General features: G+C 73.3%; 22 protein-coding genes and 1 pseudogene. 17 read left to right on the top strand and 6 right to left on the bottom strand.

Annotation, left to right across the window (positions count from 1 at the left end; translation table 11 throughout):
- The first annotated feature begins 46 nt into the window (after positions 1–46).
- Positions 47–1,045, top strand: coding sequence for an aldo/keto reductase family protein (locus ACN260_RS07145; protein ID WP_422755235.1), 999 nt, complete (start codon positions 47–49; stop codon positions 1,043–1,045).
- Positions 1,046–1,093: 48 nt separating this feature from the next.
- Here ACN260_RS07145 and ACN260_RS07140 read toward each other — a convergent pair whose 3' ends face one another.
- Together ACN260_RS07140 and ACN260_RS07135 are read right to left on the bottom strand one after the other, a co-directional pair.
- A complete protein-coding gene (locus ACN260_RS07140) occupies positions 1,094–1,891 on the bottom strand; it encodes a site-2 protease family protein (RefSeq protein ID WP_422755234.1) in 798 nt (265 codons plus the stop codon).
- Positions 1,891–2,091, bottom strand: a complete 201-nt coding sequence (locus ACN260_RS07135) for a hypothetical protein (protein WP_088644650.1) — start codon at positions 2,089–2,091, stop codon at positions 1,891–1,893. Before ACN260_RS07135 ends, ACN260_RS07140 begins: the two co-directional genes overlap by 1 nt.
- Before the next feature lie 168 nt (positions 2,092–2,259).
- On the opposite strand from ACN260_RS07135, the pseudogene ACN260_RS07130 reads away from it, so the two are divergent.
- The 3 genes and pseudogenes from ACN260_RS07130 to ACN260_RS07120 all read left to right on the top strand — a co-directional run.
- A pseudogene (locus ACN260_RS07130) lies at positions 2,260–3,990 on the top strand (bifunctional adenosylcobinamide kinase/adenosylcobinamide-phosphate guanylyltransferase); the annotation flags it as partial.
- A 208-nt stretch (positions 3,991–4,198) separates the two neighbouring features.
- A complete protein-coding gene (gene cobS, locus ACN260_RS07125; RefSeq protein ID WP_422755233.1) occupies positions 4,199–4,972 on the top strand; it encodes an adenosylcobinamide-GDP ribazoletransferase in 774 nt (257 codons plus the stop codon).
- 65 nt (positions 4,973–5,037) lie between these two features.
- Positions 5,038–6,333, top strand: coding sequence for a DUF2314 domain-containing protein (locus tag ACN260_RS07120; RefSeq protein WP_422755232.1), 1,296 nt, complete (start codon positions 5,038–5,040; stop codon positions 6,331–6,333).
- Positions 6,334–6,539: 206 nt separating this feature from the next.
- On the opposite strand, the gene gcvT is transcribed toward ACN260_RS07120, so the two are convergent.
- Positions 6,540–7,670, bottom strand: coding sequence for a glycine cleavage system aminomethyltransferase GcvT (gene gcvT, locus ACN260_RS07115; RefSeq protein ID WP_422755231.1), 1,131 nt, complete (start codon positions 7,668–7,670; stop codon positions 6,540–6,542).
- A 161-nt stretch (positions 7,671–7,831) separates the two neighbouring features.
- On the opposite strand from gcvT, the gene ACN260_RS07110 reads away from it, so the two are divergent.
- Entirely contained in the window at positions 7,832–9,403 is a 1,572-nt protein-coding gene (locus ACN260_RS07110) for a leucyl aminopeptidase (RefSeq protein WP_422755230.1), read from the top strand.
- Positions 9,404–9,478: 75 nt separating this feature from the next.
- Here ACN260_RS07110 and ACN260_RS07105 read toward each other — a convergent pair whose 3' ends face one another.
- Positions 9,479–9,808, bottom strand: a complete 330-nt coding sequence (locus tag ACN260_RS07105; protein ID WP_145921071.1) for a hypothetical protein — start codon at positions 9,806–9,808, stop codon at positions 9,479–9,481.
- Between the two features lie 142 nt (positions 9,809–9,950).
- On the opposite strand from ACN260_RS07105, the gene lpdA reads away from it, so the two are divergent.
- Both lpdA and sucB read left to right on the top strand, forming a co-directional pair.
- The gene (gene lpdA, locus ACN260_RS07100) at positions 9,951–11,378 is read left to right on the top strand and encodes a dihydrolipoyl dehydrogenase (RefSeq protein ID WP_422755229.1); all 1,428 of its coding nucleotides are present in this window, start codon (positions 9,951–9,953) and stop codon (positions 11,376–11,378) included.
- A 71-nt stretch (positions 11,379–11,449) separates the two neighbouring features.
- The gene (sucB, locus tag ACN260_RS07095) at positions 11,450–13,285 is read left to right on the top strand and encodes a 2-oxoglutarate dehydrogenase, E2 component, dihydrolipoamide succinyltransferase (RefSeq protein ID WP_422755228.1); all 1,836 of its coding nucleotides are present in this window, start codon (positions 11,450–11,452) and stop codon (positions 13,283–13,285) included.
- A gap of 104 nt (positions 13,286–13,389) precedes the next feature.
- On the opposite strand, the gene ACN260_RS07090 is transcribed toward sucB, so the two are convergent.
- Positions 13,390–14,334 (bottom strand): SDR family NAD(P)-dependent oxidoreductase, encoded by a 945-nt coding sequence (locus ACN260_RS07090; protein ID WP_422755227.1) that lies wholly within the window; start codon positions 14,332–14,334, stop codon positions 13,390–13,392.
- 226 nt (positions 14,335–14,560) lie between these two features.
- On the opposite strand from ACN260_RS07090, the gene ACN260_RS07085 reads away from it, so the two are divergent.
- From ACN260_RS07085 to ACN260_RS07075, 3 genes are all read left to right on the top strand, one after another.
- Complete coding sequence (locus tag ACN260_RS07085) at positions 14,561–15,238, top strand: TetR/AcrR family transcriptional regulator (protein ID WP_422755226.1); 678 nt, start codon at positions 14,561–14,563, stop codon at positions 15,236–15,238.
- A gap of 132 nt (positions 15,239–15,370) precedes the next feature.
- A complete protein-coding gene (locus ACN260_RS07080; RefSeq protein ID WP_422755225.1) occupies positions 15,371–15,889 on the top strand; it encodes a hemerythrin domain-containing protein in 519 nt (172 codons plus the stop codon).
- Positions 15,890–16,034: 145 nt separating this feature from the next.
- Entirely contained in the window at positions 16,035–17,033 is a 999-nt protein-coding gene (locus tag ACN260_RS07075) for an LLM class flavin-dependent oxidoreductase (protein WP_422755224.1), read from the top strand.
- Here the strand turns inward: ACN260_RS07075 and ACN260_RS07070 are convergent.
- On the bottom strand, positions 16,997–17,368 hold the full coding sequence (locus tag ACN260_RS07070; RefSeq protein ID WP_422755223.1) for a MerR family transcriptional regulator: 372 nt from the start codon (positions 17,366–17,368) through the stop codon (positions 16,997–16,999). The genes ACN260_RS07075 and ACN260_RS07070 overlap by 37 nt on opposite strands.
- A gap of 55 nt (positions 17,369–17,423) precedes the next feature.
- Here ACN260_RS07070 and ACN260_RS07065 point away from each other — a divergent pair, with 55 nt between their 5' ends.
- The 7 genes from ACN260_RS07065 to ACN260_RS07035 all read left to right on the top strand — a co-directional run bounded on the left by ACN260_RS07065 (position 17,424) and on the right by ACN260_RS07035 (position 24,910).
- Positions 17,424–18,425 carry an aldo/keto reductase gene (locus ACN260_RS07065; RefSeq protein WP_422755222.1) on the top strand — a complete coding sequence of 334 codons (1,002 nt, stop codon included), beginning with the start codon at positions 17,424–17,426 and terminating at the stop codon, positions 18,423–18,425.
- Between the two features lie 160 nt (positions 18,426–18,585).
- Positions 18,586–20,013: an AAA family ATPase gene (locus tag ACN260_RS07060; protein WP_422755221.1), complete on the top strand. Its 1,428-nt coding sequence runs from the start codon at positions 18,586–18,588 to the stop codon at positions 20,011–20,013.
- Entirely contained in the window at positions 20,010–20,660 is a 651-nt protein-coding gene (locus ACN260_RS07055; protein ID WP_422755220.1) for a hypothetical protein, read from the top strand. Before ACN260_RS07060 ends, ACN260_RS07055 begins: the two co-directional genes overlap by 4 nt.
- Before the next feature lie 317 nt (positions 20,661–20,977).
- On the top strand, positions 20,978–21,880 hold the full coding sequence (locus ACN260_RS07050) for a TIGR01777 family oxidoreductase (RefSeq protein WP_422755219.1): 903 nt from the start codon (positions 20,978–20,980) through the stop codon (positions 21,878–21,880).
- 64 nt (positions 21,881–21,944) lie between these two features.
- On the top strand, positions 21,945–23,771 hold the full coding sequence (locus ACN260_RS07045; RefSeq protein WP_422755218.1) for a DUF2079 domain-containing protein: 1,827 nt from the start codon (positions 21,945–21,947) through the stop codon (positions 23,769–23,771).
- Positions 23,772–23,874: 103 nt separating this feature from the next.
- A complete protein-coding gene (gene lipB / locus ACN260_RS07040; RefSeq protein ID WP_422755217.1) occupies positions 23,875–24,513 on the top strand; it encodes a lipoyl(octanoyl) transferase LipB in 639 nt (212 codons plus the stop codon).
- 4 nt (positions 24,514–24,517) lie between these two features.
- Positions 24,518–24,910: a VOC family protein gene (locus tag ACN260_RS07035; RefSeq protein WP_422755216.1), complete on the top strand. Its 393-nt coding sequence runs from the start codon at positions 24,518–24,520 to the stop codon at positions 24,908–24,910.
- Positions 24,911–24,920: the final 10 nt, after the last annotated feature.

Here is a 24,920-nt window from a genome sequence, read left to right as displayed (position 1 = left end):
GTCGCGCCGCCGGGTGCCCGGCACCGGACGGGGCTAGGGTCGGAGCATGGAATTCCGACACCTTGGCCGCTCGGGCCTCATGGTCAGTGAGATCTCGTACGGCAACTGGATCACCCACGGTTCGCAGGTCGAGGAGGAGGCGGCGCTGGCGTGTGTCCGGGCCGCCCTGGACACCGGCATCACCACCTTCGACACCGCCGACGTCTATGCCGGTACGCGGGCCGAGACGGTGCTCGGCAAGGCGCTGGCCGGGGAGCGCCGGGAAGGGCTGGAGATCTTCACGAAGGTCTACTGGCCGACCGGTCCCGGCCGCAACGACCGGGGCCTGTCCCGCAAGCACATCATGGAGTCGATCAACGGCTCGCTGCGTCGCCTCCAGACCGACTACGTGGACCTCTACCAGGCCCACCGGTACGACTACAGCACGCCGCTGGAGGAGACGATGGAGGCGTTCGCCGACGTCGTGCACGCCGGCAAGGCGCACTACATCGGCGTCTCGGAGTGGAAGGCGTCGCAGCTGCGCGAGGCGCACGCCCTCGCCCGGGAGCTGCGCGTCCCGCTGGTGTCCAACCAGCCGCAGTACTCGATGCTGTGGCGGGTCATCGAGGCCGAGGTCGTGCCGGCCAGCGAGGAACTGGGCATCTCGCAGATCGTCTGGTCGCCGATGGCGCAGGGGGTGCTGTCCGGCAAGTACCTGCCGGGCCAGCCGCCGCCGGCCGGTTCCCGGGCCACCGACGAGAAGTCCGGCGCGAACTTCATCGCGCAGTGGCTCAATGACGAGGTGTTGACCCGGGTGCAGCAGCTCAAGCCGCTCGCCGAGCAGGCCGGGCTGACCATGCCGCAGCTCGCCGTCGCCTGGGTGTTGCAGAACCCCAACGTCGCCTCGGCGATCATCGGCGCGTCCCGCCCGGACCAGGTGCACGACAACGTCAAGGCCGCCGGGGTGACCCTGGAGGCCGACCTGCTCAAGGCCATCGACGACATCGTCGCCCCGGTCACCGAGCGCGACCCGGGCAAGACGGAGAGCCCGGCCAGGCGGCCCTGACCGGCACCGGCCGCACCCCACCCCGGATCGTCGCGGGGTGGGGTGCGGTCAGCTCTGCCAGAAGCGGATCAGGGACAGCCCGGTGCCGTAGAGCCACGGCGGCAGCCCCAGCAGGTCGCTGAGCCAGAACACGGCGCTGAAGAACCAGCCGCCGATGCGCGGGTTCCACAGCAGCGCGAACAGCAGGATGAACCCGAACGGCGCGAAGAGGTCGTACATCCGGCGGTACTGCGGGCCGAGCCACGGCTGGATCATGTTGCCGCCGTCCAGGCCGGGCACCGGCAGCAGGTTCAACACGCTCGCGGTGAGCTGGAGGAACCCCAGCAGCGCCACCCCGGCCCAGAACTCGACCGGGCCGCCCGCGCCGATGCCCACCCGCAGCACCACCACCAGCAGCAGGGTGAACAGCACGTTGGTGGCCGGGCCGGCGAGGCTGACCAGGGTGTGCCGCAGCCGGCCCGGGATGGCGTGCCGGTCCACCCAGACCGCCCCGCCGGGCAGGCCGATGCCGCCGAGCAGCACCACCACCACCGGCAGCACGATCGACAGCAGCGGGTGGGTGTACTTCAGCGGGTTCAACGTCAGGTAGCCCCGGTGGGCGATGTCCCGGTCGCCGGCCCGGTAGGCGACCACGGCGTGCGCGTACTCGTGCAGGCACAGCGAGACCAGCCAGCCGGAGACGACGAAGAGGAACACGTCGAACCGGACGTTGCCCACCCCGTTCCAGGCGAGCACGCCGCTGGTGACGAACAGCGCGACCAGGGCCAGGAAGACCGGGCTGGGCCGGAACGCCGCCCGGGGCACGCCGAGCACCAGCGGCTCGCCCCCCGGGCGGTCGCCCGCCATCACTCCGCCGTCGGCAGCAGGCTCATCCGGTAGTCGACCCGGTCGTCCTCGACGAGCGTGACCGCGGTGACGCCGGACGACGCGAGCTCCCGCCAGGTCTGGCCGATCCAGGACTCGGCGTCCGCCTGGCTGCTGAACGTCTCCGCCGGCCCGTCGACCGCTGCGCCGTCCGTGCCCTCGTACCGCCAGCTCCACGCCATGCCGCGTCTCCCCTCGCCGCTCAACCGTCCCCGGGGGACGGATCCCCGCAAGCGTAGTCGGCCGGCAGCGCCGCGCACCGCACGCACGCCCCCGCACCCGGGTTCCGCCCAGCGTGCCGGGTCCGGGCCGGCGGGCGGGGCCGGGTCGGGCGGCTTTAAGGTACGGGCATGTCGGTTGAGGGGTGGAACACGGTCCTGGTGCTCGGCGGTATCCGTTCGGGCAAGTCGGAGTTCGCCGAGTCCCTGGTGGCCGACGCGCCCACGGTGCGCTACGTGGCGACCTCGGCCGCCGCCGACCCGGACGACACCGAGTGGGCCACCCGGCTCGCCGCCCACCGGGCCCGCCGGCCGGGGAACTGGACCACCGAGGAGACCGCCGAGGACCCGCGCCGGCTGGCCGACGTGCTCGCCTCAGCCGGCCCGAACGAGACGCTGCTGGTGGATGACCTGGGCGGTTGGGTGACCGTGCTGCTCGACCCGGCCCACCAGCCGGCCGACGACGTCGCCACCATCACCGAACTGGCCGACGCGGTACGCGCCAGCGAGGCACGGATCGTCCTGGTCAGCCCGGAGGTGGGGCTGTCGCTGGTGCCGACCACCCCGCTGGGGCGGGCGTTCGCCGACGCGCTGGGTGCCGCGAACCGGGCCGTCGCGGACGCCTGCGACGCGGTCGCGCTGGTGGTCGCCGGCCAGCCGGTCTGGCTGAAGCCGTCGGCACCGGTCCCGCCGGTCGGCGTACCCACCCGGGCAGCCGCCCCGGTCGACGAGCGGGACGGCGGCACCCCGGCCACCGTCGCCACGGTCCCGGCCGACGGGCCGCTGCCGGAGGTGCTCACCCCCGCCGTGCCGCCGGCACCGCAGACCCCGGCCGGCGAGACCTGGACCACGCCGACCATGGCGCTGCCGGTGGTCGCCACCGGCCTGGTCATCCAGCCCGGCATGGAACTGCCGATGCCCGACGAGTACGCCGGCCCGCAGGCGGTGCAGCGGCTCGGCACCCTCGACCTGCCGGGGGCCGGGCTGGGCGTGCTGGAACGGGTGGTCGAGTTCGCCGCCGCCACCCAGGGCACCCCCACCCCGACGCCGTGGACGGACGTCCGGGTGCTGCTGCTGCACGGCGACCACGCCGGTGGCGTGGCGGCCGGGGCACCGGTCGGGGAGTCGACCCGGCTGGCCCGGCAGGCCCGCGCCGGCCGGGGGGCGCTGGCCCGGCTGGCCGCCGAGAACGGGGCCGGCCTGCAGGTGGTGGACGCCCCGCCGGCCGCGCCGATCGAGCACGGGCCGGCGCTGGACGCCGACACCGTCGAGTCGGCGCTGCGCTACGGCTGGCGGTTGGCCGAGGAGGCCGCCGAGGCGGGCGTACGGCTGCTGGTGCTGGGGGCGTGCGGCGCGGGCGCGGAGGCCGCCGCCGCGGCGGTGCTGGTCGCGACGGCCGGCGCGGAGGCCCCGACGGTGCTCGGCCGGGTGCACACCGCCGACGGCGAGATCGACGACGCGGCCTGGATGGTGCGGTGCGCGACGGTCCGCGACGCGCTGCACCGCACCCGCCGCTCCCCCCGCGACGCCAAGGACATCCTGGCCGAACTGGGCGGCGGTGACGTGGCGGTGGCCTGCGGCGTGCTGCTCGGGGCGACCGCCCGCCGGGTGCCGGTGCTGCTCGACGGGCCGGTCGGGCTGGCCGCCGGCATGGTCGCCCGGGATCTGGCCGGTCAGGCCCGGCACTGGTGCCTGCTGGTCGACCACGGCGGTCACCCGGCGGTCCGGCTCGCCGCCGACGTGCTCGGCCTGACCCCGCTGCTGGACCTGCGGCTCGACCTGGGCGAGGGGGCGAACGCGCTGGCCGCGCTGCCGCTGCTGCGCTCGGTGCTGGCGCTGGCCGGGTCGCTGCCGGTGCACCCGCACCACGGCGGCCCCGACGACGAGGCCACCGGTGCCGCCGCGACCACCCTCGACCACGAGGGGGAGCCCGCCGCGCCGGTGGCCGCCGTGGGCGAGGCGGGGCAGCCCGACGTCACCCCGGAGTTCGCCGAGCCGACGCCGGCCGGCCCGGGGCCGACCACCACCGCCCCCGCCGACGCCGGGCCGGAGCCCGACCCGTCCGGCCGGCGTGCCGGCTGAGTCGGGGCGCGGCGACGGGTTCCGGCTGGCGCTGACCACCCTCACCACCGTCCCGGTCCGGGCCGGGCGGATCGACCGGGCGACGGCGGGCACCGCGATGGCGCTCGCGCCCCTGGTCGGGCTGCTGCTCGGGGCGGTGCTGGGCGCGCTGCTGCTCGGCCTGGCCGCGCTCGCCCCGCCCCTGGTCGCCGCCGGGGTGACCGTCGCGGCGGCGGCCCTGCTCACGCGGGGGCTGCACCTGGACGGGCTGGCCGACACCGTGGACGCGCTGGGCTCCTACCGGCGGGGCACGGCGGCACTGGAGATCATGAAAAAGCCGGACGTCGGCCCGTTCGGCGTGGTCGCGCTGGTGGTCGTGCTGCTGGTCCAGACGGCGACGCTGGCCGAGTTGGCCGGGCGGTCCTGGCCGGCGGCGCTCGCGGCGGTGTTGGCCGGCACCGCCGCCGGCCGGCTCGGGGTGACCCTGGCCTGCCGCCGGGGGGTGCCGGCCGCCCGCCCCGACGGGCTGGGCGCGCTGGTCGCCGGGACGGTCGGGCCGCTCGCGCCGGTCGTCGGCACGGTCGCCGTCGCACTGGTGGCGGTGCCGGCCGTGCCGGGCCGGCCGTGGCAGGGGCCGCTGGCCGTGCTCGCCGCACTCGCCGTCGCCACCGGCCTGCTGCGCCATCTGGTACGCCGGCTCGGCGGCATCACCGGCGACGTGCTGGGGGCCGTCGTGGAGGTGGTGACCACGCTGGTCTACCTGGGCTTGGTGCTGTCCGGCTGAGGACGACGCGCCGCGCCGGGTAGCGTTTGCCCCGACAGCACCGGCACGGCCTTCCGGGGGACGACTTGCTCATCACGGACGACTTCCTGCCCGTACCGGTCCCGGAGTCGCTCAGCGCGACCTACCTGGTACCGGTGGCGGGGTTGCCACCGGTGAGCCCGAAGACGGCGGTACGGGGTCTCGCCGGCCGCCTCGCCGACCCGGTGTACGGCCTGGCCACGCAGATGCTGGACAGTCCGCTGATGTCGGTGGACACCCGGTCGATCGACGAGTTCCCGCAGCTGCCGCCGGACCTGCTCACCGCGTTCGGCGCGACCGAGGCCCAGTTGGGCCGGCTCGCCGCCGCCAGTCACCTGGTGGTGGTGCAGGCCGAGTACCGGCCGGGCTGGCCACCGGCGCACGAGTGGGCGGCCCGCGCGGTGGCCGCCGCGGTGGCCGAGTCCGTCGGCGGTGACGTGGTGGACGTGTTCGGGTTGCAGTTCCTCGACCCGGCGACGGCGTTGAAGTCGCTGCCGGACGCGCAGGGCCGCATCCGGCTGGTCGACTGGGTGCTCGTGCCGTACTCCTCGGACACCGAGGGGCTGTGGTTCACCACCAAGGGGCTGCGCCGCTTCGGGCTGCTGGAGTTGCAGACCCAGGGGGTGCCCGACCATCTCACCCGGGCCTGGGGCGCGGTGCTCACCGGTGCCGCCCGCCGGCTGCTGCGGGACTGGACCGACGGGCTGGCCGGCGAGGAGGTGCCGGCGTTCGTGCAGCTACCGGTGTTGGCCACGGTGACCGGGCACGACATCGCGGTGGCGTACGGCAATCCGGAGCAGCACGGCGCGACGGCACCGGTGCTGCTCCGGCTGGAACTGGACCCGGCGACCGACCCGGACGCCGACTCGTTCCTGAGCCTGCGCCCGCCGCCCGGTCACCCCGGCCCGGACGGCCGCTACTACGCGGCGGCCTGCGCGACCCTCTTCTCCGGCATCGAGCCGGACGTCCGGTACGCCCGCTCCGGCGACGCGATGAGCCGGGCCGTCGCCACCGCCCGCGCCGGACTGGACGACATCCGGGCCCGGTTCCTCGCCGACGGGCTCCCGCCGGAGGCGCAACTGGTGGTCAAGTACGGCCTGCCCGGCGACGACGGCCCCGAGTACGTGTGGGCCGGGGTCAGCTCGTGGGACGCCCCGGAGCGGATCGTCGGGGCCAGCGCCAGCGACGCCAACACCGATCCCACCGTGCGGATCGGCTCCCCGGTCGTGGTGGCGGTCACCGAGGTCGTCGACTGGGCGGTCCTGGACGGCACGGGCGTCATCGAGGGCGGCTGGACCCAGGCCGTCCTCGACGCCGGCGAACGCCCCCACCCCACCCACTGACCCGGCCCCTCACCCACCCCCAGCACTCCCCTGCGCTCGCTCCCGCGCTCGGCTCGCCCTCCCCGCCCCGGTTCGCCTCGGTGATCAAGAGGTTCGCGTCAGAAATCCGCTCCGAGATGACGCAAACCTCTTGATCACCGGGGCGAACCGGAGCCGGGACGAACCGGAGCCGGGACGAACCGGGCCCGGGGCGAAGCCGGGTGGGGTCAGCGGACGGAGGGGGTGACGAAGGGGGGTCGGGTGACCCGCATCTGGGCGCGGCGGCCCCGGATGTCGACCTCGACGAGGTCGCCGTCGGCGAGTTTCGGGTCGGTGTCCAGCAGGGCGAGGGCGATGCCCTGCTTGCGGGTGGGGCTGAAGGTGCCGCTGGTGACCGTGCCGACCGGGGCGTCACCGGCGTACACGGTCATCCCGGCGCGCGGGATGGCCCGGTCGACGGCCTCCAGGCCGCGCAGCGTACGGCGGGGGCCGGCGGCCTTCTCGGCGCGCAGCGCGTCGCGGCCCCAGAAGGCCGGCTTGTCCCAGCCCACGGCCCAGCCGGACCGCCCCTGCACGGGGGTGATGTCCAGGGACAGGTCCTGTCCGTGCAGCGGGTAGCCCATCTCGGTGCGCAGGGTGTCCCGGGCGCCCAGCCCGCAGGCCCGCAGGTCGAAGGCCGCCCCGGCGGCGAACAGCGCGTCCCAGACGGCGACGGCGTCCGCGGCGGGCACCACCAGCTCGTAGCCCAGCTCACCGGTGTAGCCGGTGCGGCAGACGGTCAGCTCGGCACCGGCCAGCGTCGCCGGGGAGAAGCTCATGTAGTCGTGCCCGGTGGGCAGGTCGAGGGTGTCGAGCAGTTCGGCCGAGCGGGGGCCCTGCACGGCCAGTACGGCGTACCGCTCGTGCTCGTCGGTGACCTCGACGTCGGCCGGGGCGGCGGCGCGCAGCCGGCGGACCACCTCGGCGGTGTTCGCCGCGTTGGGGATGAGGAAGACGTGGTCGTCGGCGTACCGGTAGGCGATGATGTCGTCGACCACGCCGCCGGTGGCGTCGTCGCAGCACAGCGTGTACTGCGCCTTGCCCGCCCCGATCCGGTCCAGGTCGTTGGTCAGGCAGGAGTTGACGAACCGGGCGGCGCCGGGGCCGGTGACCCGCGCCTTGCCGAGGTGCGAGACGTCGAAGACGCCGACCGCAGTGCGGACCGCCGCATGTTCCCTGAGCACGCCGCCACCGGCGTACTCCAGGGGCATCTCCCACCCCCCGAAGGGGGCGAACTTGGCACCGAGCGCGGTGTGTCGCGCGTGCAGCGGGGAACGGCGCAGCCGGGTCGCGGCGGCGTCGGAGGTCACGTCCGTCATGGGTGGCAACTTACCGCCGGGTGTCCCGCTGGTTAGCATCGGCGGGACCCGTCGGCACTTCGGCGGGACGCACCCGCGCTCCGGCGGGTAGGTTGCCGCCGGAGACCATCACCGCCGGTACGCGACGCCGCGGCCGGCCCGGCCCGCCCGGAGTAGCTTCAGTGACATCGTCCAGCACCACCCTCAGCCTGGTCGACACCGACCCCGCCGAGCTCGCGGTCGACGCGATCGTGATCGGCGTGCACAGCCAGACCACCGGTCCGGACGCCACGAGCGGTCCCGCCGGCACCCTGCTGCTCGCCGACGGCGCGGAGAGCATCGCCGCCGCCTTCGACGGCAAGCTGACCGCGACGCTGGCCCTGCTCGGCGCGACCGGTGGCCCCGGTGAGGTGATCAAGCTGGCCACGCTGGGCACCGTCACCGCCCCGCTGGTCGTGGCGGTCGGGTTGGGTCCGGAGCCGACCGGTGCCGCCCCCGCCCCGGAGACCCTGCGTCGGGCCGCCGGCGCGGCGGTCCGGGCGCTGGCCGGGGCACCCCGGGTGGCGTTGAGCCTGCCGCTGCCCGACGACGCCGACGCTCCGGCCGCGCTGCGCGCGGTCGCCGAGGGGGCGCTGCTCGGCGGCTACCGGTTCGCCGGTTACAAGACCAAGCCGCAGCCGACCCGGCGGGAGCCGGTGGCCGAGGTGCTGATCGCCGTGCCGGACGCCGCCGACGCGACCGCCCGGGCCGAGGTCGACCGGGCCACCGCCGTGGCCGGCGCGGTGCGCACCAGCCGCGACTGGGTCAACACCGCGCCGAACGAGCTGCGCCCGCCGGCTTTCGCCGAGGCCGTCGCCACCGCCGCCCGGGCCGCCGGGCTGGACGTCGAGGTGCTCGACGAGGAGCAGCTGCGGGCCGGCGGGTACGGCGGGATCACCGCCGTCGGGCAGGGCTCGGAGGCCCCGCCGCGGCTGGTCAAGCTGACCTGGACCCCGCAGGGCGGGACGAACGGCAAGCGGGTCGCGCTGGTCGGCAAGGGCATCACCTTCGACACCGGCGGCATCTCGATCAAGCCGGCCCAGGGCATGTGGGAGATGAAGTCCGACATGGCCGGCGCGGCGGCGGTGGGCGCGGCGATGCTGGCGATCGCGGCGCTCAAGCCGGCCGTGGCGGTGACCGGTTACCTGCCGATGGCGGAGAACATGCCGTCGGGCACCAGCTACCGGCCGGGTGACGTGGTCACCATGTTCAACGGCAAGCGGGTCGAGGTGCTCAACACCGACGCCGAGGGCCGGATGATCCTCGGCGACGCGATGGCCCGCGCCTGCGCCGACGGCACCGACTACCTGTTCGAGACGTCCACCCTCACCGGCGGGCAGGTGATCGCGCTGGGCAAGCGGATCTCCGGGGTGATGGGCACCCCCGAGCTGTGCGAGCGGGTGAAGGTGGCCGGTGACACGGTCGGCGAGCCGGCCTGGCCGATGCCGCTGCCGGACGACGTCCGCAAGGGCATGGACTCCGACGTCGCGGACATCTCGCAGGTCAACGCGGGCATGGACCGGGCCGGCCACATGCTGCAGGGCGGGGTGTTCCTGCGCGAGTTCGTCACCGACGACGTGGCCTGGGCGCACATCGACATCGCCGGTCCCGGCTACCACTCGGGTGAGCCGACCGGCTACTGGACCAAGGGCGGCACCGGGGTGCCGGTGCGTACCCTGGTGCAGCTGGTCGAGGACGTCGCCGCCAACGGCTGACGGATCCGCGACAGAACGACGGGACGCCTGCGGGCGTCCCGTCCGCGTTTCCCGGGTCGCCGGCCGGGGTGGCCGTCAGTACCGCTCGGGGCGGCGCTTGCGGCGTTCGTTGTAGTCGCGCATCCGCTGCGGGTAGCCCATCAGCCGGACGTCGTAGATCGGGATGCCGAGGGCGTGCGCGAAGCGGCGGGCGCCGTCCGGGCCGTCGATGCGCCGTCGGGTCCACTCGCCGTCGTCGGCGATCATGATGACGGTGGTCTCGGTCATCGTGGTGCGGGGTTCGAGGTACGCCTCGACCCCCCGGCGGGTGCGGGCGAAGTTGGCCAGGTGATCCAGGTCGGCCCGGTCGGCCGGCCGGTCACGGTTGGCCGGGGTCGGCGGTTTGCGTCGCCGGAACAGCGCCACCGGGCCACTCCTCTCCCCCGCCCGTCGTCGGGAACGGTGCCAAGAGTACGTGTCGGGGACGTGTCGTTGGGCACCTCGGTACGCGCTGCGGACGCGCTAGTGACAAGATGACCGAGGTGGGGTCTGCCCGTGGCGCCCCGCCGTGACCCCCCGATGCAGCGAAGCGACCAGGGAGTTGGACGTGAGCGAGCCGAACGACGCAACCTTCGACATCGTCATTCTCGGAGGTGGCAGCGGCGGCTACGCGGCGGCGCTGCGTGCCGCCCAGCTTGATCTCTCCGTCGCGCTGATCGAGAAGGGCAAGCTCGGCGGCACCTGCCTGCACAACGGCTGCATCCCGACCAAGGCGCTGCTGCACGCGGCGGAGATCGCCGACCAGACCCGCGAGTCGGCGCAGTTCGGGGTCAAGGCCGAGCTGGTCGGCATCGACATGGCCGGGGTCAACTCGTACAAGGACGGGGTGATCTCCCGCCTCTACAAGGGCCTGCAGGGGCTGGTCGGCGGCAACAAGAACATCACCTTCGTGGCGGGCGCCGGCAAGCTGGTCGGCCCGAACGTCGTCGAGGTGGACGGCAAGCGGTACACCGGCCGCAACGTGATCCTGGCCTCCGGCTCCTACGCGAAGAGCCTGCCCGGCCTGGAGGTCGACGGCGAGCGGATCATCACCAGCGACCACGCGCTGACCCTGGACCGGGTGCCGGCGTCGGTGATCGTGCTGGGTGGCGGCGTGATCGGCGTCGAGTTCGCCAGCGTGTGGAAGTCCTTCGGGGTGGACGTGACCATCGTCGAGGCGCTGCCCCGGCTGGTGGCCGCCGAGGACGAGGAGTCGTCGAAGGCGCTGGAGCGGGCGTTCCGCAAGCGGAAGATCAACTTCAAGGTCGGCAAGCCGTTCGAGAAGGTCGAGAAGACCGAGAACGGCGTCAAGCTGACCATCGCCGGCGGCGAGACCGTCGAGGCCGAGCTGCTGCTGGTCGCCGTCGGCCGGGGCCCGAACACCGCCGATCTCGGCTACGCCGAGCAGGGCGTCAAGCTCGACCGGGGGTACGTGCTGACCGACGAGCGGCTGCGCACCGGCGTGCCGAACGTCTACGCGGTCGGTGACATCGTGCCCGGCCTCCAGCTCGCCCACCGGGGCTTCGCCCAGGGCATCTTCGTCGCCGAGGAGATCGCCGGCCTGAACCCGGCCGTGATCGACGAGGCCGGCATCCCGCGCGTCACCTACTCCGACCCGGAGCTTGCGTCGGTGGGCCTGACCGAGGCGAAGGCCAAGGAGCAGTACGGCGACAAGGTCAAGGTCTACAACTACAACCTCGGCGGCAACGGCAAGAGCCAGATCCTCAAGACCGCCGGTTTCGTGAAGCTGGTCCGGGTCGAGGACGGCCCGGTGGTCGGCGTCCACATGGTCGGTGCCCGGGTCGGTGAGCTGATCGGCGAGGCGCAGCTCATCTACAACTGGGAGGCCTACCCGGCGGAGGTGGCGCAGCTCGTGCACGCCCACCCGACCCAGAACGAGGCGCTGGGCGAGGCGCACCTGGCCCTGGCCGGCAAGCCGCTGCACGCGCACGCCTGACCCACACTCATTCCGCGACGCCGGCGGCAAGCGGGCGAGGATCGCACCAGGCCACGAAGGAGTTTCAGAACATGCCGGTATCGGTCACCATGCCTCGGCTCGGCGAGAGCGTCACCGAGGGCACCGTCACCCGCTGGCTCAAGCAGGAGGGCGAGACCGTCGAGGTCGACGAGCCGCTGCTGGAGGTCTCCACCGACAAGGTCGACACCGAGATCCCCTCCCCCGCCGCGGGGGTGCTGAGCCGGATCGTGGTCGGCGAGGACGAGACCGCCGAGGTGGGCAGCGAGCTGGCCGTCATCTCGGGTGAGGGCGAGTCGGCCGGCGGGGACGCCCCGCAGGCCGGCGGCGAGGCCGACGAGCCGGAGCAGGCCGCGCCGGCCCCCGAGCCGACGGCCGCCGCCGAGGGCACCGGCCCGGAGCCGGAGCAGGACGAGCCGGCCCGGGAGCAGCCGGCGGCGCAGGCCGCCCCGGCGTCGTCGGGCGAGGGCACCCCGGTGAAGATGCCGGCCCTGGGCGAGAGCGTCACCGAGGGTACGGTCACCCGCTGGCTCAAGCAGGTCGGCGAGACCGTCGAGGTCGACGAGCCGCTGCTGGAGGTCTCCACCGACAAGGTCGACACCGAGATCCCGTCGCCCGTCGCCGGCACCGTCCTGGAGATCAAGGTCCCCGAGGACGAGACCGCCGCCGTCGGCGCGGACCTGGCGATCATCGGTGCGGCGGGCGCGGCCCCGGCCGAGACGAAGCCGGAGCCGGAGCCGGCCCCCAAGGCGGAGCAGCCCAAAGCGGAGCAGCCCAAGGCCGAGGCGAAGCCGGAGCCGCAGGTCACCGAGCCGACGCCGGGCGCGGGCTACGGCGAGCCGGCCGCCGAGACCGAGTCGGCGGCCCAGCCGGTGCAGGCCGAGCGGGCCGCCCAGCCGGCCGCCCCGGCGGCACCGGCCGCGCCCGCCCAGGGTGGCGGCGACGCCCCCGGTTACGTGACCCCGCTGGTCCGCAAGCTGGCCGGCGAGCACGGTGTCGACCTGGCCTCGGTCAACGGCACCGGCGTGGGTGGCCGGATCCGCAAGCAGGACGTGCTGGAGGCGGCGGAGAAGGCGAAGGCGGCCAAGGCGGCTCCGGCCCCCGCCGCGCAGCCGGCCGCCGCGGCGACCCCGGCCGTACCGGCGGCGAAGCCGCAGCCGAGCGGCAAGCGGGGCACCACCGAGAAGCTGACCCGCATCCGCAAGGCCATCGCCAACCGCCTGCAGGAGTCGCTGCACGAGATGGCGCAGCTCACCACGGTGATCGAGGTGGACGTCACCCGGATCGCCAAGCTGCGGGCACAGGCGAAGGACTCGTTCCAGCAGCGGCACGGCGTAAAGCTGTCGTTCCTGCCGTTCTTCGCGCTGGCCGCCATCGAGGCTCTGCAGACGTACCCGATCGTGAACGCCCGGATGGACCTCGACGCGGGCACCATCACCTACCCCGACGCCGAGAACCTCGGCATCGCGGTGGACACCGAGCGGGGCCTGCTGACGCCGGTCATCCACAACGCCGGTGACCTCAACCTGGGCGGCATCGCCAAGCGCGTCGCCGACCTGGCCGAGCGCACCCGGACCAACAAGATCAGCCCGGACGAGATCGCCGGGGCGACCTTCACGCTGACCAACACCGGCAGCCGGGGCGCGCTGTTCGACACCCCCATCGTGCCGTCGCCCCAGTCGGCGATGCTCGGCACGGGTGCCGTGGTGAAGCGTCCCGTCGTGGTCAACGACCCGGACCTGGGCGAGGTCGTCGCGGTCCGGTCGATGGTCTACCTGGCCCTGTCCTACGACCACCGGCTGATCGACGGCGCCGACGCGGCCCGGTTCCTGGTCGCGGTCAAGGAGCGGCTGGAGGGCGGCAACTTCGAGGCCGAACTGGGCCTGTAACACCCCGCCTACGCGAGGGCGCCCCGGTCGGTCGACCGGGGCGCCCTTCGTCGTCACGGGGCCGCCGGGCACGCCGGCACGGCACCTCCCGGCGGACCGGCGGCTCAGCCGCGCAGGGTCTGCTCGGAGACCGTCCAGAGCCGCTCGGCGGCGGCCGGGTCGAGGGCGTACGCGGCGACGCCGGTGCGGGTGCCGGGCTGGTGCGGGGCTGCCTGCCGGCAGTCCTCGAAGTACCGGCCGCCGATCCCGTCGAGCAGCGGCGAGGCGGCGACCAGCACCGAGGTGGCGGCACCCTGCTCGACGGTCTTCCAGGTGGCCGCGCCGCCCCCGCTGGCGGCCCGCATCCGCTCCAGTTCCTCGGCGCTGACGTACCGCTGGAGGTTGGTCTGGATCGCGCCGGGCATCAGCGCGTTGCTGACGATGCCGTCGTCGGCCCAGCGCCTGGTCGCCTCGACGGCGAACAGCACGTTGGCGGTCTTCGACTGCCCGTACGCCTCCCACGGGTCGTACGGGCGCTGCCGGAAGTGGATGTCGTCGAAGACCACCGGGGAGCGTAGGTGCGCCGCGGAGCTGACCGCGACGATGCGGGCCCCGTCGGCGGCGGCGAGGGCGCGGTGCAGCCCGGTGGCGAGGGCGAAGTGCCCGAGGTGGTTGGTGGCGAACTGCAACTCCCAGCCTTCGGGGGTACGCCGTTCGGGCGAGGCCATGATGCCGGCGTTGTTCACCAGCATGTGCAGCGGCCCGTCCCAGGTGGCGACGAAGGCGGCCACCGACGCCTGGTCGGCGAGGTCGAGCGGGGCGACCAGCAGCCGGTCGTTGCCGGTGCTGCCGGTGATGTCCGTCGCGGCGCGCCGACCGGCGTCGAGGTCGCGTACGGCCAGGGTGACCTCGGCTCCGGCGGCGGCGAGGGCACGGGCGGTCTCCACGCCGATGCCGGAGGCGCCGCCGGTGACCACGGCGCGTCGACCGGTGAGGTCGACGTCGCGGACCACCTCCAGGGCGGTGGTGCGGGCGTCGAAGGGGGTGTGGACCGGTGTGTCGGTGGTCATGATCCGTCCTTGTCGGTGCGGCGTGGGCCGGGCGGCCCGGCCGGTACGATGAGAAGTGGAGGGCCCTCCGTTACGATCTCCGAGACTAACCGGAGGTTCCTCCGTTTGCCAACCGGCCGGCGGGCCGGGCCGGTCCGGGTGGCCGTCGTCACCCCACGACCGGCCCGTCGGGGCCCCCACACGCACCCGTGCGGTGACGCCACCGCACCGGACATCAGGAGGCGACGTGCCGCCCACCAGCCCAGGAGGCGACGTGCCGCCCGCCGGCCCGGACCGCGACACGCGGCAGACCCGGCCGAGCCACGACCCGGGACGGACCGGCCCGAGCGGCGGCACGCCGCAGGCCAGCCCCCGGCCGCTGCGCGCCGACGCGCTGCGCAACCGTCAGCGACTGCTCGACACCGCCGTCCTGGCGTTCTCCCGGCAGGGGCCGGAGGTGACCCTGGAGTCGATCGCCCGGGAGGCCGGGGTCGGCATCGGCACCCTCTACCGGCACTTCCCCACCCGGGAGGCGCTGGTGGAGGCCGCCTACCGCAACGAGCTGGCCAAACTCTGCGCCGCCGCCGACGAGCTGCTGACCCGCCTGCCGCCCGCCGAGGCGACCCGGGCCTGGATGGACCGCTTCGTCGACTACCTCGCCACCAAGCAGGGCATGGCCGACGCCCTGCGCCTGGTGATCGCCGCCGGCACCAACCCGTACGCGCAGAGCCGGGACCTGCTGGTCGCCGCGCTGACCCGGCTGCTTTCGGCCGGTGTCGCCGCCGGCACGATCCGCCCGGACGTCGACCCGGGGGACGTGCTGGCCGGGCTGGGCGGGATGTCGCTGGCGGCGCAGGGGCCGGAGCAACGGGACCTCGCCGGCCGCCTGCTCGACCTGCTCATGGCAGGGCTGCGCCGACACTGACGGCGGGCCGCGCCGGCCCGCCGGGTGTGGCTGCCACGCCGCCGAGGGGGTCGTATGATCGTCGTCAGCGTCGCGGTGTACCCGGCACAGAGACCGCCGAGGGCACGGAGGCGCCGGACAGCAGGGACACCTGTGCACCCCGATTCCACCTCCGCCGACCGCCTGACCGCGCTCGGCCACCAACTGGTAGAGATCCATCTCTGGCTGCTCGACGAGCTCGACCAGCTCCGGGCCGGCCTCGCCGCCGGTCCCGGCGGGTCGCCCGACGTGGAACGGTTGCGCAGTCTGCGTACCCACTGCCTCAGCTTCTGCTCGGCGCTCACCCGGCACCACACCGGCGAGGACGCCGGTGCGTTCCGGGTGCTCGCCGACGAGGCACCCGAGCTGCGGCCGGTACTCGACAAGCTCAGCCGGGACCACCGCATGGTCGACTGGATCGTGCACCGGATCGAGGCGCTGGTCGCCGATCCACCGACGGACGACCCGGCGGCCGTCGACCGGGTACGCGTCGAACTGGAGGGCCTGTCCGCGATCCTCGCCTCGCACTTCCGCTACGAGGAACGCACCCTCACCGCCGCCCTCGACGCGCTCGGCGACCGGTCCGGCGACACCACTGAACTGCTCGGGGTGACCCCACCACCGGACTGGTGAGCCGGGCCGCCGGGTTCCGCGCCTCCCGCGCCGACGGTTCCACGTCGGCCCCGGCAGAGCCGGGGCGGGGGCGGGCGATTCTCCGGTTGGCAGAATCCGGGCCTGCGGGATGGCCGGGACGACCCGCGACGGCGAAGCTGGGCCGGTGACCGTCTTCTCGCTCCAGGCCACGCCGACCGACGCGGCGGGCTGGGTCGACCTCGCCCGCCGGGCGGAGTCGGTCGGCTTCGACGCCCTGCTCGCCGCCGACCACCCGGGTGCCGTGACGTCCCCGTTCGTCGCGCTCGCCGCCGCCGCGTCGGTGACCACCACGATCGGTCTCGGCTCGTACGTGTCGAACCTGGGGGTACGGGAACCGATCCTGCTCGCCGCCGACGTGGCCACCCTCGACCTGGTCTCCGGCGGACGGGCCCGGCTCGGTGTCGGTGCCGGGCACACCCCCGCCGAGTGGGCCGCCGTCGGCCGGGTACGCCCCGACGTGGCCGGTCGGGTACGCCGCTGCGTGGCCGTCGCCGAGGCGGTCCGCGCCCTGCTCGACGGCTCCCCGGTGACGGTCGACTCCCCCGACCTGGTGGCGCGGGAGGCCCGGCTGACCTCACCCCGCCCGGTGCAGGATCGCATCCCGTTGACCATGGGCACCGCCAACTCGACGCTGCTGCGCTGGGCCGGCGCGCACGCCGACGTGGTCGGGTTGACCGGTTTCGGGCGTACCCTCGCCGACGGCCACCGGCACGAGGCGCGTTGGCGGGTCGACCAGATCGAGGCGCAGCTCGCGCACGTGGCCGCCGGTGCGGCCGGCCGGGGTACCCCGCCCGCGCTGGAGGCGCTGGTGCAGACGGTCGTGGTCACCGACGATGCCGGGGCCGCCGCCGCCGGGCAGGCCGAACGGATCGGACTGACCGTCGCCGAGCTGCTGGCCACCCCGTTCGTGCTGATCGGCACGGTGGACGAGATCGTCGCGGCGGTCGCGGCCCACCGGCGTCGCTGGGGTGTCACCCGCTTCGTGGTACGCCGGGACGCCCTCGAACCGCTCGTCCCGGTGCTGGCCCGGCTATCCGGTGCCCCACCGGCCCCGGACGGGTCGGGGTCCACCCGAGCGTGCGGCGCTCAGGGGGCGGGGGTCGCCCCGGTGAGGCCCTGGTAGAAGCGGATCTTCTCGCGCAGGTGGGCGTACTGGCGCTGGAGCAGGGTCAACTGTTCCTCGACCCGGGCGGCGTGCTGTTCCAGCAGTTCCTGCCGGGCGGCGACGGTGTGCTCGCCTTCGCGGGACAGCTCGGCGTAGCGGCACATCTCGGCGATCGGCATCCCGGTGTCGCGCAGGCAGCGGAAGATCACCAGCCAGCTCAGGTCGTCGTCGGTGAAGAACCGACGGCCACCGGAGGTGCGGCCGACGCCGCTGAGCAGGCCGATCTTCTCGTAGTAGCGGAGGGTGTCGAGGCTGAACCCACTGCGCCGGGCGGCCTCCGAAGGCGGGTACATGGGCCGGATGTTATCGCTTGACCTGGAGCGCGCTCCAGGTTGAACACTGGTCGGCATGACGACGACACGGACTCTGGGCCGCAGTGGAATCGAGGTCGGCGCGATCGGCATGGGGTGCTGGGCGATCGGTGGCCCGCTGTGGGGCGACGACGGTCAGCCGTACGGCTGGGGTGAGGTGGACGACGACGAGTCGGTCGCCACCATCCACCAGGCCCTCGACCTGGGCGTCAACCTCTTCGACACGGCCAGCAACTACGGGGCCGGGCACAGCGAGCGGGTGCTCGGCCGGGCGCTCGCCGGCCGGCGGGACGAGGCGGTGATCGTCACCAAGTTCGGCAACCGCAGCGACGAGGCGACCCGGCTGGCGCTGGGCGTGGACGCCAGCCCGGCGTACGCGGTGGCCAGCCTGGAGGGATCGCTGCGCCGGCTCGGCACCGACCACGTCGACCTCTACCTGCTGCACCTCAACGATCTGCCGGCTTCCGCCGCGCTCGACCTGGTCGACACCCTGGAGGGCCTGGTCACCCAGGGCAAGATCCGGGGGTACGGCTGGAGCACCGACAACCCGGACTCGGCGCGGGTGTTCGCCGGGGCGGGGCCGCACTGCATCGCCGTCGAACACGACGAGTCGGTGCTGAGCGACAATCCGGAGATGCTCGCCGTCTGCGACGCCTTCGACCTGGCCAGCCTCAACCGGGGGCCGCTGGCGATGGGTCTGCTCACCGGGGCCACCCGCACGCCGGGCGCGGACGACGTGCGGGGCCGGGCCCCGGAGTGGCTGGTGTGGTTCCGCGACGGCCGGCCCACCCCCGAGTGGTCGGCCCGGGTGGCGGCGATCCGGACGGCGTTGACCGCGGACGGCCGAACCCTCGCCCAGGGAGCGCTGGGCTGGCTGTTGGCGCGCAGCCCTCGTACGCTGCCGATCCCCGGGTGCCGGACGGTGGCGCAGGCCCGGGAGAACTTCGCCGCCCTCACCCTCGGCCCGCTCCCGGCGGACGCGTTCGCCGAGGTGGAGCGGCTCCTCGCCGACCTGCGGTCGGTTCTGCCGAAAGCCTGACCGCACCGTTGTCGTGCCGCTTGCCGATGCCGAGCCAGGCAGGTCTCGTTCACCTTCCACCCGTTCAGGGTTCGACCGCAGAGCTTGCCCGACCGGCCGCCGCCGCGCCGGCAGCAGAGGGGGTACGGATGGGTAGCCTATCAACGACTAGGCTAGTGCCATGCTGACGCGGCTCGAGGTGCAGGGTTTCAAGAACCTGCTCGATATCGCGGTAGACTTTGGCCCCTTCACCTGCATCGCCGGTGCCAACGGGGTCGGAAAGTCGAACATCTTCGACGCCATCGAGTTCATGTCCTACCTTGCCAGTGACAGCCTTGTCGAGGCTTCGCAACGCGTCCGCGGCTCATCTGGTATGCGGGGTGGCGATCCTCGAGACCTGTTCTGGGACGGCTATCGGAACCATGAACATCGAATCAAGCTCGCCGCCGAAATGATCGTTCCGGCCGAGGTGGAGGACGATCTTGGGACGACCGCCGACGCCACCACCACCTTCCTACGCTACGAAGTGACGCTCGGCTTCGAGACACCTACACGAGAAGGCAGTATTGGCCGGCTGAGCCTGCTCGGTGAAGAACTACGGCACATCCGGCGGGGCGAAGCGGGGCAACACCTCAAGTTTCGTCACAACGTCGCACGTTTCCGCAATGGCGTAGTACGCGGTGAGCGACGGGGCGGCCCGTTCCTCTCCACTGAGCAGCGGGACACCGGCACGGTTATCAACGTCCACGGCGACGGCGGAAGCAGAGGCAAGCCCCAACCGCGAGCAGCGGCTCGGGCCGGTCGCACTGTGCTCAGCACGGTCACCACCAACGACTACCCGACGATTCTGGCGGCCCGACGAGAGATGCAGAGTTGGCGCAGATTGGCTCTTGAGCCCTCCGCACTGCGCGCCCCTGATGGTTTCGCCGATCCGCGCTCACTCGCGCCCGACGGCCGTCACCTGGCCGCAGCGCTGTACCGGATTGCCAACGAACCCGCCGGGGAAGAGCCCGAAGCCGATCCAGCCGCCCTCTATGCCCGCGTTGCCGGTCGCCTGTCCGACCTCATCGGGCTCGGCGTCAGGGGAATCACTGTAGAGTTGGACCAGGTTCGGGAGGTCTTCACACTCTTTTTACAGGAGAAGAGCAACCTTCGACTGCCCGCTCGCGCTCTTTCGGAAGGCACTCTCCGATTCCTGGCACTCTGCGTCCTGCTGGAGGATCCAGGATTCACCGGGCTCATCTGCATGGAGGAGCCGGAAAACGGCATCCACCCCGCAAACCTGCCCGCGATGGTACAACTCGTTCAAGACCTTGCTGTTGACCCCACCGTCGCCCCTGCGGACACCAACCCGTTCCGACAGGTCATCGTTAACACGCATTCACCCGGAGTGATGGCACTCTGCGCCCCGCCTGATCTCCTGTTGGCCGACATCAGACCCAAACTGGCACCGGACGGAACGGTCACCAGGGCATTGGCCCTGTTGCCCTACCGTGACTCGTGGCGGGCCCTGCCAGGACAGCCGAGCTTCTCCGAGGCGGATGTCGTGGCCTATCTCGCCGCGCCTCCCGGGGCTCAACTGCGACTGCCGTTGGACATGGTGGGATGAGGCAACGTTCCTACTCCGGCTTGTTCGTGGCGGAGGGCAGTTCCGATGCACCCCTTGCGGAACTCATCGAGTCCCTGTTTCTCGAGCGAGGCATCGAGGTCCGGCTGAGTCAACCGGACTTCTCGTTGCTCGGAAAGGTCCACAAGGACGTGCGGTCCCGGGTAACTGCCGGCCTGAGGCTGGTCGGAGCACCCGTCGATCTGATTGTGGTACACCGGGACGCAGACAATGCCGGGCGCAGCGCCCGCTTGAGAGAGATCACCCGTGCGATCGACTCACTCCATCTGGACAGTCTACTCATTCCAGTGATTCCAGTGCGCATGACGGAGGCGTGGCTGCTGCTCGATGAGGCGACCATCCGGCTGGTGGCCGGCAACCCGATGGGACGCATGAACCTCGCTTTGCCAAAAAGACACGAGGTGGAGGCACTATCCGATCCAAAGGGGTTTCTCCAGACCTGCCTCCTGGCTGCTGCGGGAGAGACCGGCCGCCGCAGGGAGGCGGTCCGTAAGCGATTCAGCCAGCATCGGCGCCAACTACTTCAGCTACTCGATCCATCGGGGCCGGTTGCTCGGCTCGACAGCTGGAAGCGGCTACTTGAGGACATCAACGAGATAGCCACACAGTGGGAGCCACACCGGAAGTGAGTCTCGAGTAGCACAGACCAAGTCCACCGCCGCGACAATCGAGTGACTCGTAACGCTCACGCATCCGCCATCGCCTCCCGCCCAACCACTCGCCCCCGACTCCCCCGCCCCGCCTCGGCGGGTCGCCGCCCCGCCCCCGGTGATCAAGAGATTCGCGTCAGTTGATCAAGAGGTTCGCGTCAAGATTGATCTTCAACTTGACGCGAACCTCTTGATCACCGGGACGAGTCGGCCGGGGGTGGACGTCGGGGGGTTGGGGCGGGCGGGGGTTGGTGGTCGGCGCATCCGATCGGGGGGCCGTGCCCGAAGATAGGGGTATGCGGATCCTGATGGCCGGCGTGTCCGGCTTCCTCGGCACCCGGCTGTTCGACCGCCTCACCGGCGACGGGCACCAGGTCACCCGGCTGGTCCGGCGGTCGCCGCGTACCCCCGACGAGCAGCGGTGGGACCCGACCGCCGGGCAGCTCGACCCGGCCGTGGTGGCCGGGGCCGACGCGGTGGTCAACCTGGCCGGGGCCGGGGTGGGCGACAAGCGGTGGACGGACGACTACCGCCGGGTGATCCGGTCCAGCCGGGTGGACACCACCACCACGCTGGCCGTCACGATCGCCGGGATGCCGGCGGCGGACCGGCCCCCGGTGCTGCTCAACTCCTCGGCGGTCGGCTGGTACGGCAACACCGGTGACCGGGTGGTCGAGGAGGACGCCCCGGCGGGTGAGGGGTTCCTCGCCGACGTGTGCCGGGTCTGGGAGGCGGCGACGCGGCCCGCCGAGGACGCCGGGGTCCGGGTGGTACGGCTGCGGACGGGCCTGCCGTTGCACCGCGACGGCGGGCTGCTCAAACCGCAGCTGCTGCCCTTCAAGCTGGGCATCGCCGGCCGGCTCGGCAGCGGGCGGCAGTGGTTACCGTGGATCTCGCTGCGGGACTGGCTGGACGCGACGGTGTTCCTGTTGACCGCCGGGGAGGTCGCCGGCGCGGTCAACGTGGTCGGCCCGAACCCGGTCACCAACGCCGAGTTCACCCGGGAGTTCGCCCGCCAACTGCACCGGCCGGCGATCGTCCCGATCCCCGCGGTCGCCCTGAAGGTCGCCCTGGGCGGCTTCGCCCAGGAGGCACTGACCAGCACCCGGGTCCTGCCCGCCGTGCTCACCCGGGCCGGTTTCACCTGGACCCACCCGGGGCTGCCCGCCGCGCTGCACGCCGCCCTGCACGACGACTGACCCGCCGGGGTCGGGGTCGCGGGTCCGACCGGTCGGTCCAGTTCCGGTTGGTAACGTCCGCTCCGTGCCGACTTCCCCGATCCTGGCCGCCGACCCGCCGCCCACCGCCGCCCCGGACGCCGCCGCCCGGGGTCGGCGGGCCGACCTGACCGTGCTGGTCGTCGCGGTGGCGTTGGCGGTCTGGGTGACCAGCGGGCTGTGGCGCGACCCGAACCAGCGGGCGATCACCGTGAACTCCAGCGACCAGGCGCTCTTCGAGTGGCTGCTGGCCTTCGGCGGGCACGCGGTCACGCACGGGGAGAACCCGCTCTTCACCCACCTGCTCAACGTGCCGGACGGGGTGAACCTCGCCGTCAACACCTCGATCACCGTGTACGCGGTGGTCTTCGCGCCGCTGACGTACCTGATCGGGCCACCGGCGACGTTCCTGGTGATCCTCACCCTCAACCTCGCCGCCACCGCGCTGGCCTGGTACTGGCTGTTCTCCAGGCACCTGGTCGCCAGTCGGCTCGCGGCGGGCGTCGGGGCGTTGTTCGTCGCCTTCTCCCCCGGCATGGTCGCGCACGCCAACGCCCACCTGAACTGGACCGCCGGCTGGTTGGTGCCGCTGCTGGTGTCGGCGGTGTTCGCGTTGCGTCGGCCGGGGCGCTGGTGGCGGGGCGGGCTGGTGCTCGGCGTGCTGGTCGCGGTGGCCTTCTCGATCGCCGCCGAGGGGTTGTTCTTCACCGCGCTGGCGGTCGCCGTCTTCCTCGCCGTCTGGGCGCTGCACCCGGCCCGCCGGGCGCAGGCCCGCGCCGCGCTGCCGGACTTCCTGCGCGGGTTGGCGGTGACCGCGCTGGTCGCCGGGGTGCTGCTGGCGTACCCGCTGTGGTTGCACTTCGCCGGGCCGCAGCGGTTCCACGGCACCGGCTTCGACCCGGTCATCCACGCGGAGGACATCGCCGCGTTCGGGGCGTACCCGAGCCGGTCGGTGGCCGGCGCGCTGGGCTGGGACACCTCGCTGGCGCCCAATCCGACCGAGGAGAACAGCTTCTTCGGGCTACCGCTGTTGCTGCTCACCGTGGCCTGCTTCGGGTGGCTGTGGCGTCGGGCCAGCGCCGGACGCCGGGCCACGCTGACCGCGCTCGGGGTGACCGCCGTGGTCTTCACGGTGCTGTCCTGGGGGCCGCTGGCGAAGTGGAACGGGAGCCGTACCGGCCAACTGCTGCCCTTCGGGGTGCTGGACGACCTGCCGGTGGTCAACGCCGCCCTGCCGTCCCGGCTGGCCCTGGTGGTGGCGCCGGTGATCGGGGTGCTGCTGGCGTACACCGTCGACCGGCTGCGGGCGACGCCGCCGGGTCGCGCGGCGGCCTGGGCGTGGGGGGTGGGGTTCGTGGCGGCGCTGCTGCCGCTGCTGCCGACCCCGCTGCTGACCAGCGTCCGCCCGCCGGTGCCGCAGTTCGTCACCGCCGGCACCTGGCGGGAGTACGTCTCACCGGGCGGGGTGCTCACCCCGGTCCCGCTGACCCTGGACGTGACCCCCGACGGGCAGCGCTGGCAGGCGTACGCCCTGGCCCACCGGCAGGGCGAGTTCCGGTTGCCCGCCGGTTTCTTCCTCGGCCCGGGCGGCCCGGACGGTCGGGGTCGGATCGGGCCGCCGCCGCGCACCTTCGACACGCTGATGGACCAGGCCGGGCGGACCGGGCTGGTGCCGATCGTCACCGAGGGCAGCATCCGCCTGTCCCGGGCGGACCTGCGGTACTGGGGGGTCGAGGCGGTCGTCCTGCCCGACGAGGTGCACGGGGCCAAGTACGACCTCGACGAGGACGCCCTGCGCCGCACCGCCACCGCCCTGCTCGGCGAGCCCCGCCGGGTGGACGACGTGTGGCTCTGGACGGTCCCCGCCGCCTGACCGGTCCGCCGCCCGACCCGGTCCGCCGCCTGCGCGGGTCACGCAGGGTGGCGCGACGAGGCTCACGGGGCGCGGCGGAGGTGGTCGGGGCTAGGGTGGCGGGGTGAGCGTGACGACTTCCGGGTTGACCGCCGTCCGGGCGGGTGTGGTCGACTACTCGGCCGCGTGGGACGAGCAGCGGCGGCTGCACGAGGCGGTGGTGGCCGGCGGGCGCGGCGACACCGTGCTGCTGCTGGAGCACCCGAGCGTCTACACCGCCGGCAAGCGCACCGAGCCCTGGGACCGGCCGATGGACGGCACCCCCGTCGTCGACGTCGACCGGGGCGGCAAGATCACCTGGCACGGCCCCGGGCAGCTCGTCGGCTACCCGATCGTCCGGCTGCCCGACCCGGTCGACGTGGTCGCCTACGTCCGCCGTACCGAGCAGCTGCTGATCGACGTCTGCGCCGAGTTCGGGCTGACCGCCGGCCGGGTCGAGGGACGCAGCGGCGTCTGGGTACCCGACGACGACCGGGGTCCGGCCCGCAAGGTGGCCGCCATCGGCATCCGGGTCGCCCGGGGCGTCACCCAGCACGGCTTCTCGATCAACTGCGACTGCGACCTGTCGTACTACGACCGGATCGTGCCGTGCGGCATCGCCGACGCCGGCACCACCTCGCTCACCGCCGAGCTGGGCCGCCCGGTGACGGTGGCCGAGGTGCTGCCCGTGGTGGAACGGCACCTGCCCACCCTGCTCGGCTGAGCCGGTGCGGATCGACCTCGTCACGCTCGTCGTCGCCGACTACGACCCGGCCATCGCGTTCTTCACCGGTATTCTCGGCTTCGAGCTGGTCGAGGATGCGCCCTCGCTGACCAACGACGGCCACCCGAAGCGCTGGGTGGTGGTCCGTCCGCCCGGCGCGCAGACCGGCATCCTGCTGGCCCGCGCCGACGGCGAGCGGCAGGACGCGGCGGTCGGTGACCAGGTCGCCGGCCGGGTCGGCTTCTTCCTGCGGGTCGACGACTTCGACGCCGTCCACCGGCGGATGGTCGACGCCGGCGTGGAGTTCGTGACGCCGCCACGCACCGAACCGTACGGTCGGGTGGCCGTGTTCCGGGACATCGCCGGCAACCGCTGGGACCTGCTCGGCCCGGCCTGACCCCGCTGCA

Source organism: Micromonospora sp. WMMD708 (assembly GCF_049315245.1).
GTDB lineage: Bacteria > Actinomycetota > Actinomycetes > Mycobacteriales > Micromonosporaceae > Micromonospora > Micromonospora wenchangensis.
The sequence above is the reverse complement of the archived record's forward strand: the minus strand, read 5'-3'. Positions and strand labels throughout refer to the sequence as shown.

Coding starts and splice junctions, on each gene's coding strand:
- gcvT (WP_422755231.1), bottom strand. CDS start 7,670: ATGACGGACGTGACCTCCGACGCCGCCGCGACCCGGCTGCGCCGTTCC.
- ACN260_RS07135 (WP_088644650.1), bottom strand. CDS start 2,091: ATGGCGTGGAGCTGGCGGTACGAGGGCACGGACGGCGCAGCGGTCGAC.
- ACN260_RS07140 (WP_422755234.1), bottom strand. CDS start 1,891: ATGGCGGGCGACCGCCCGGGGGGCGAGCCGCTGGTGCTCGGCGTGCCC.
- ACN260_RS07145 (WP_422755235.1), top strand. CDS start 47: ATGGAATTCCGACACCTTGGCCGCTCGGGCCTCATGGTCAGTGAGATC.
- ACN260_RS07090 (WP_422755227.1), bottom strand. CDS start 14,334: ATGACCACCGACACACCGGTCCACACCCCCTTCGACGCCCGCACCACC.
- ACN260_RS07050 (WP_422755219.1), top strand. CDS start 20,978: ATGCGGATCCTGATGGCCGGCGTGTCCGGCTTCCTCGGCACCCGGCTG.
- ACN260_RS07065 (WP_422755222.1), top strand. CDS start 17,424: ATGACGACGACACGGACTCTGGGCCGCAGTGGAATCGAGGTCGGCGCG.
- sucB (WP_422755228.1), top strand. CDS start 11,450: ATGCCGGTATCGGTCACCATGCCTCGGCTCGGCGAGAGCGTCACCGAG.
- ACN260_RS07055 (WP_422755220.1), top strand. CDS start 20,010: ATGAGGCAACGTTCCTACTCCGGCTTGTTCGTGGCGGAGGGCAGTTCC.
- ACN260_RS07060 (WP_422755221.1), top strand. CDS start 18,586: ATGCTGACGCGGCTCGAGGTGCAGGGTTTCAAGAACCTGCTCGATATC.
- ACN260_RS07070 (WP_422755223.1), bottom strand. CDS start 17,368: ATGTACCCGCCTTCGGAGGCCGCCCGGCGCAGTGGGTTCAGCCTCGAC.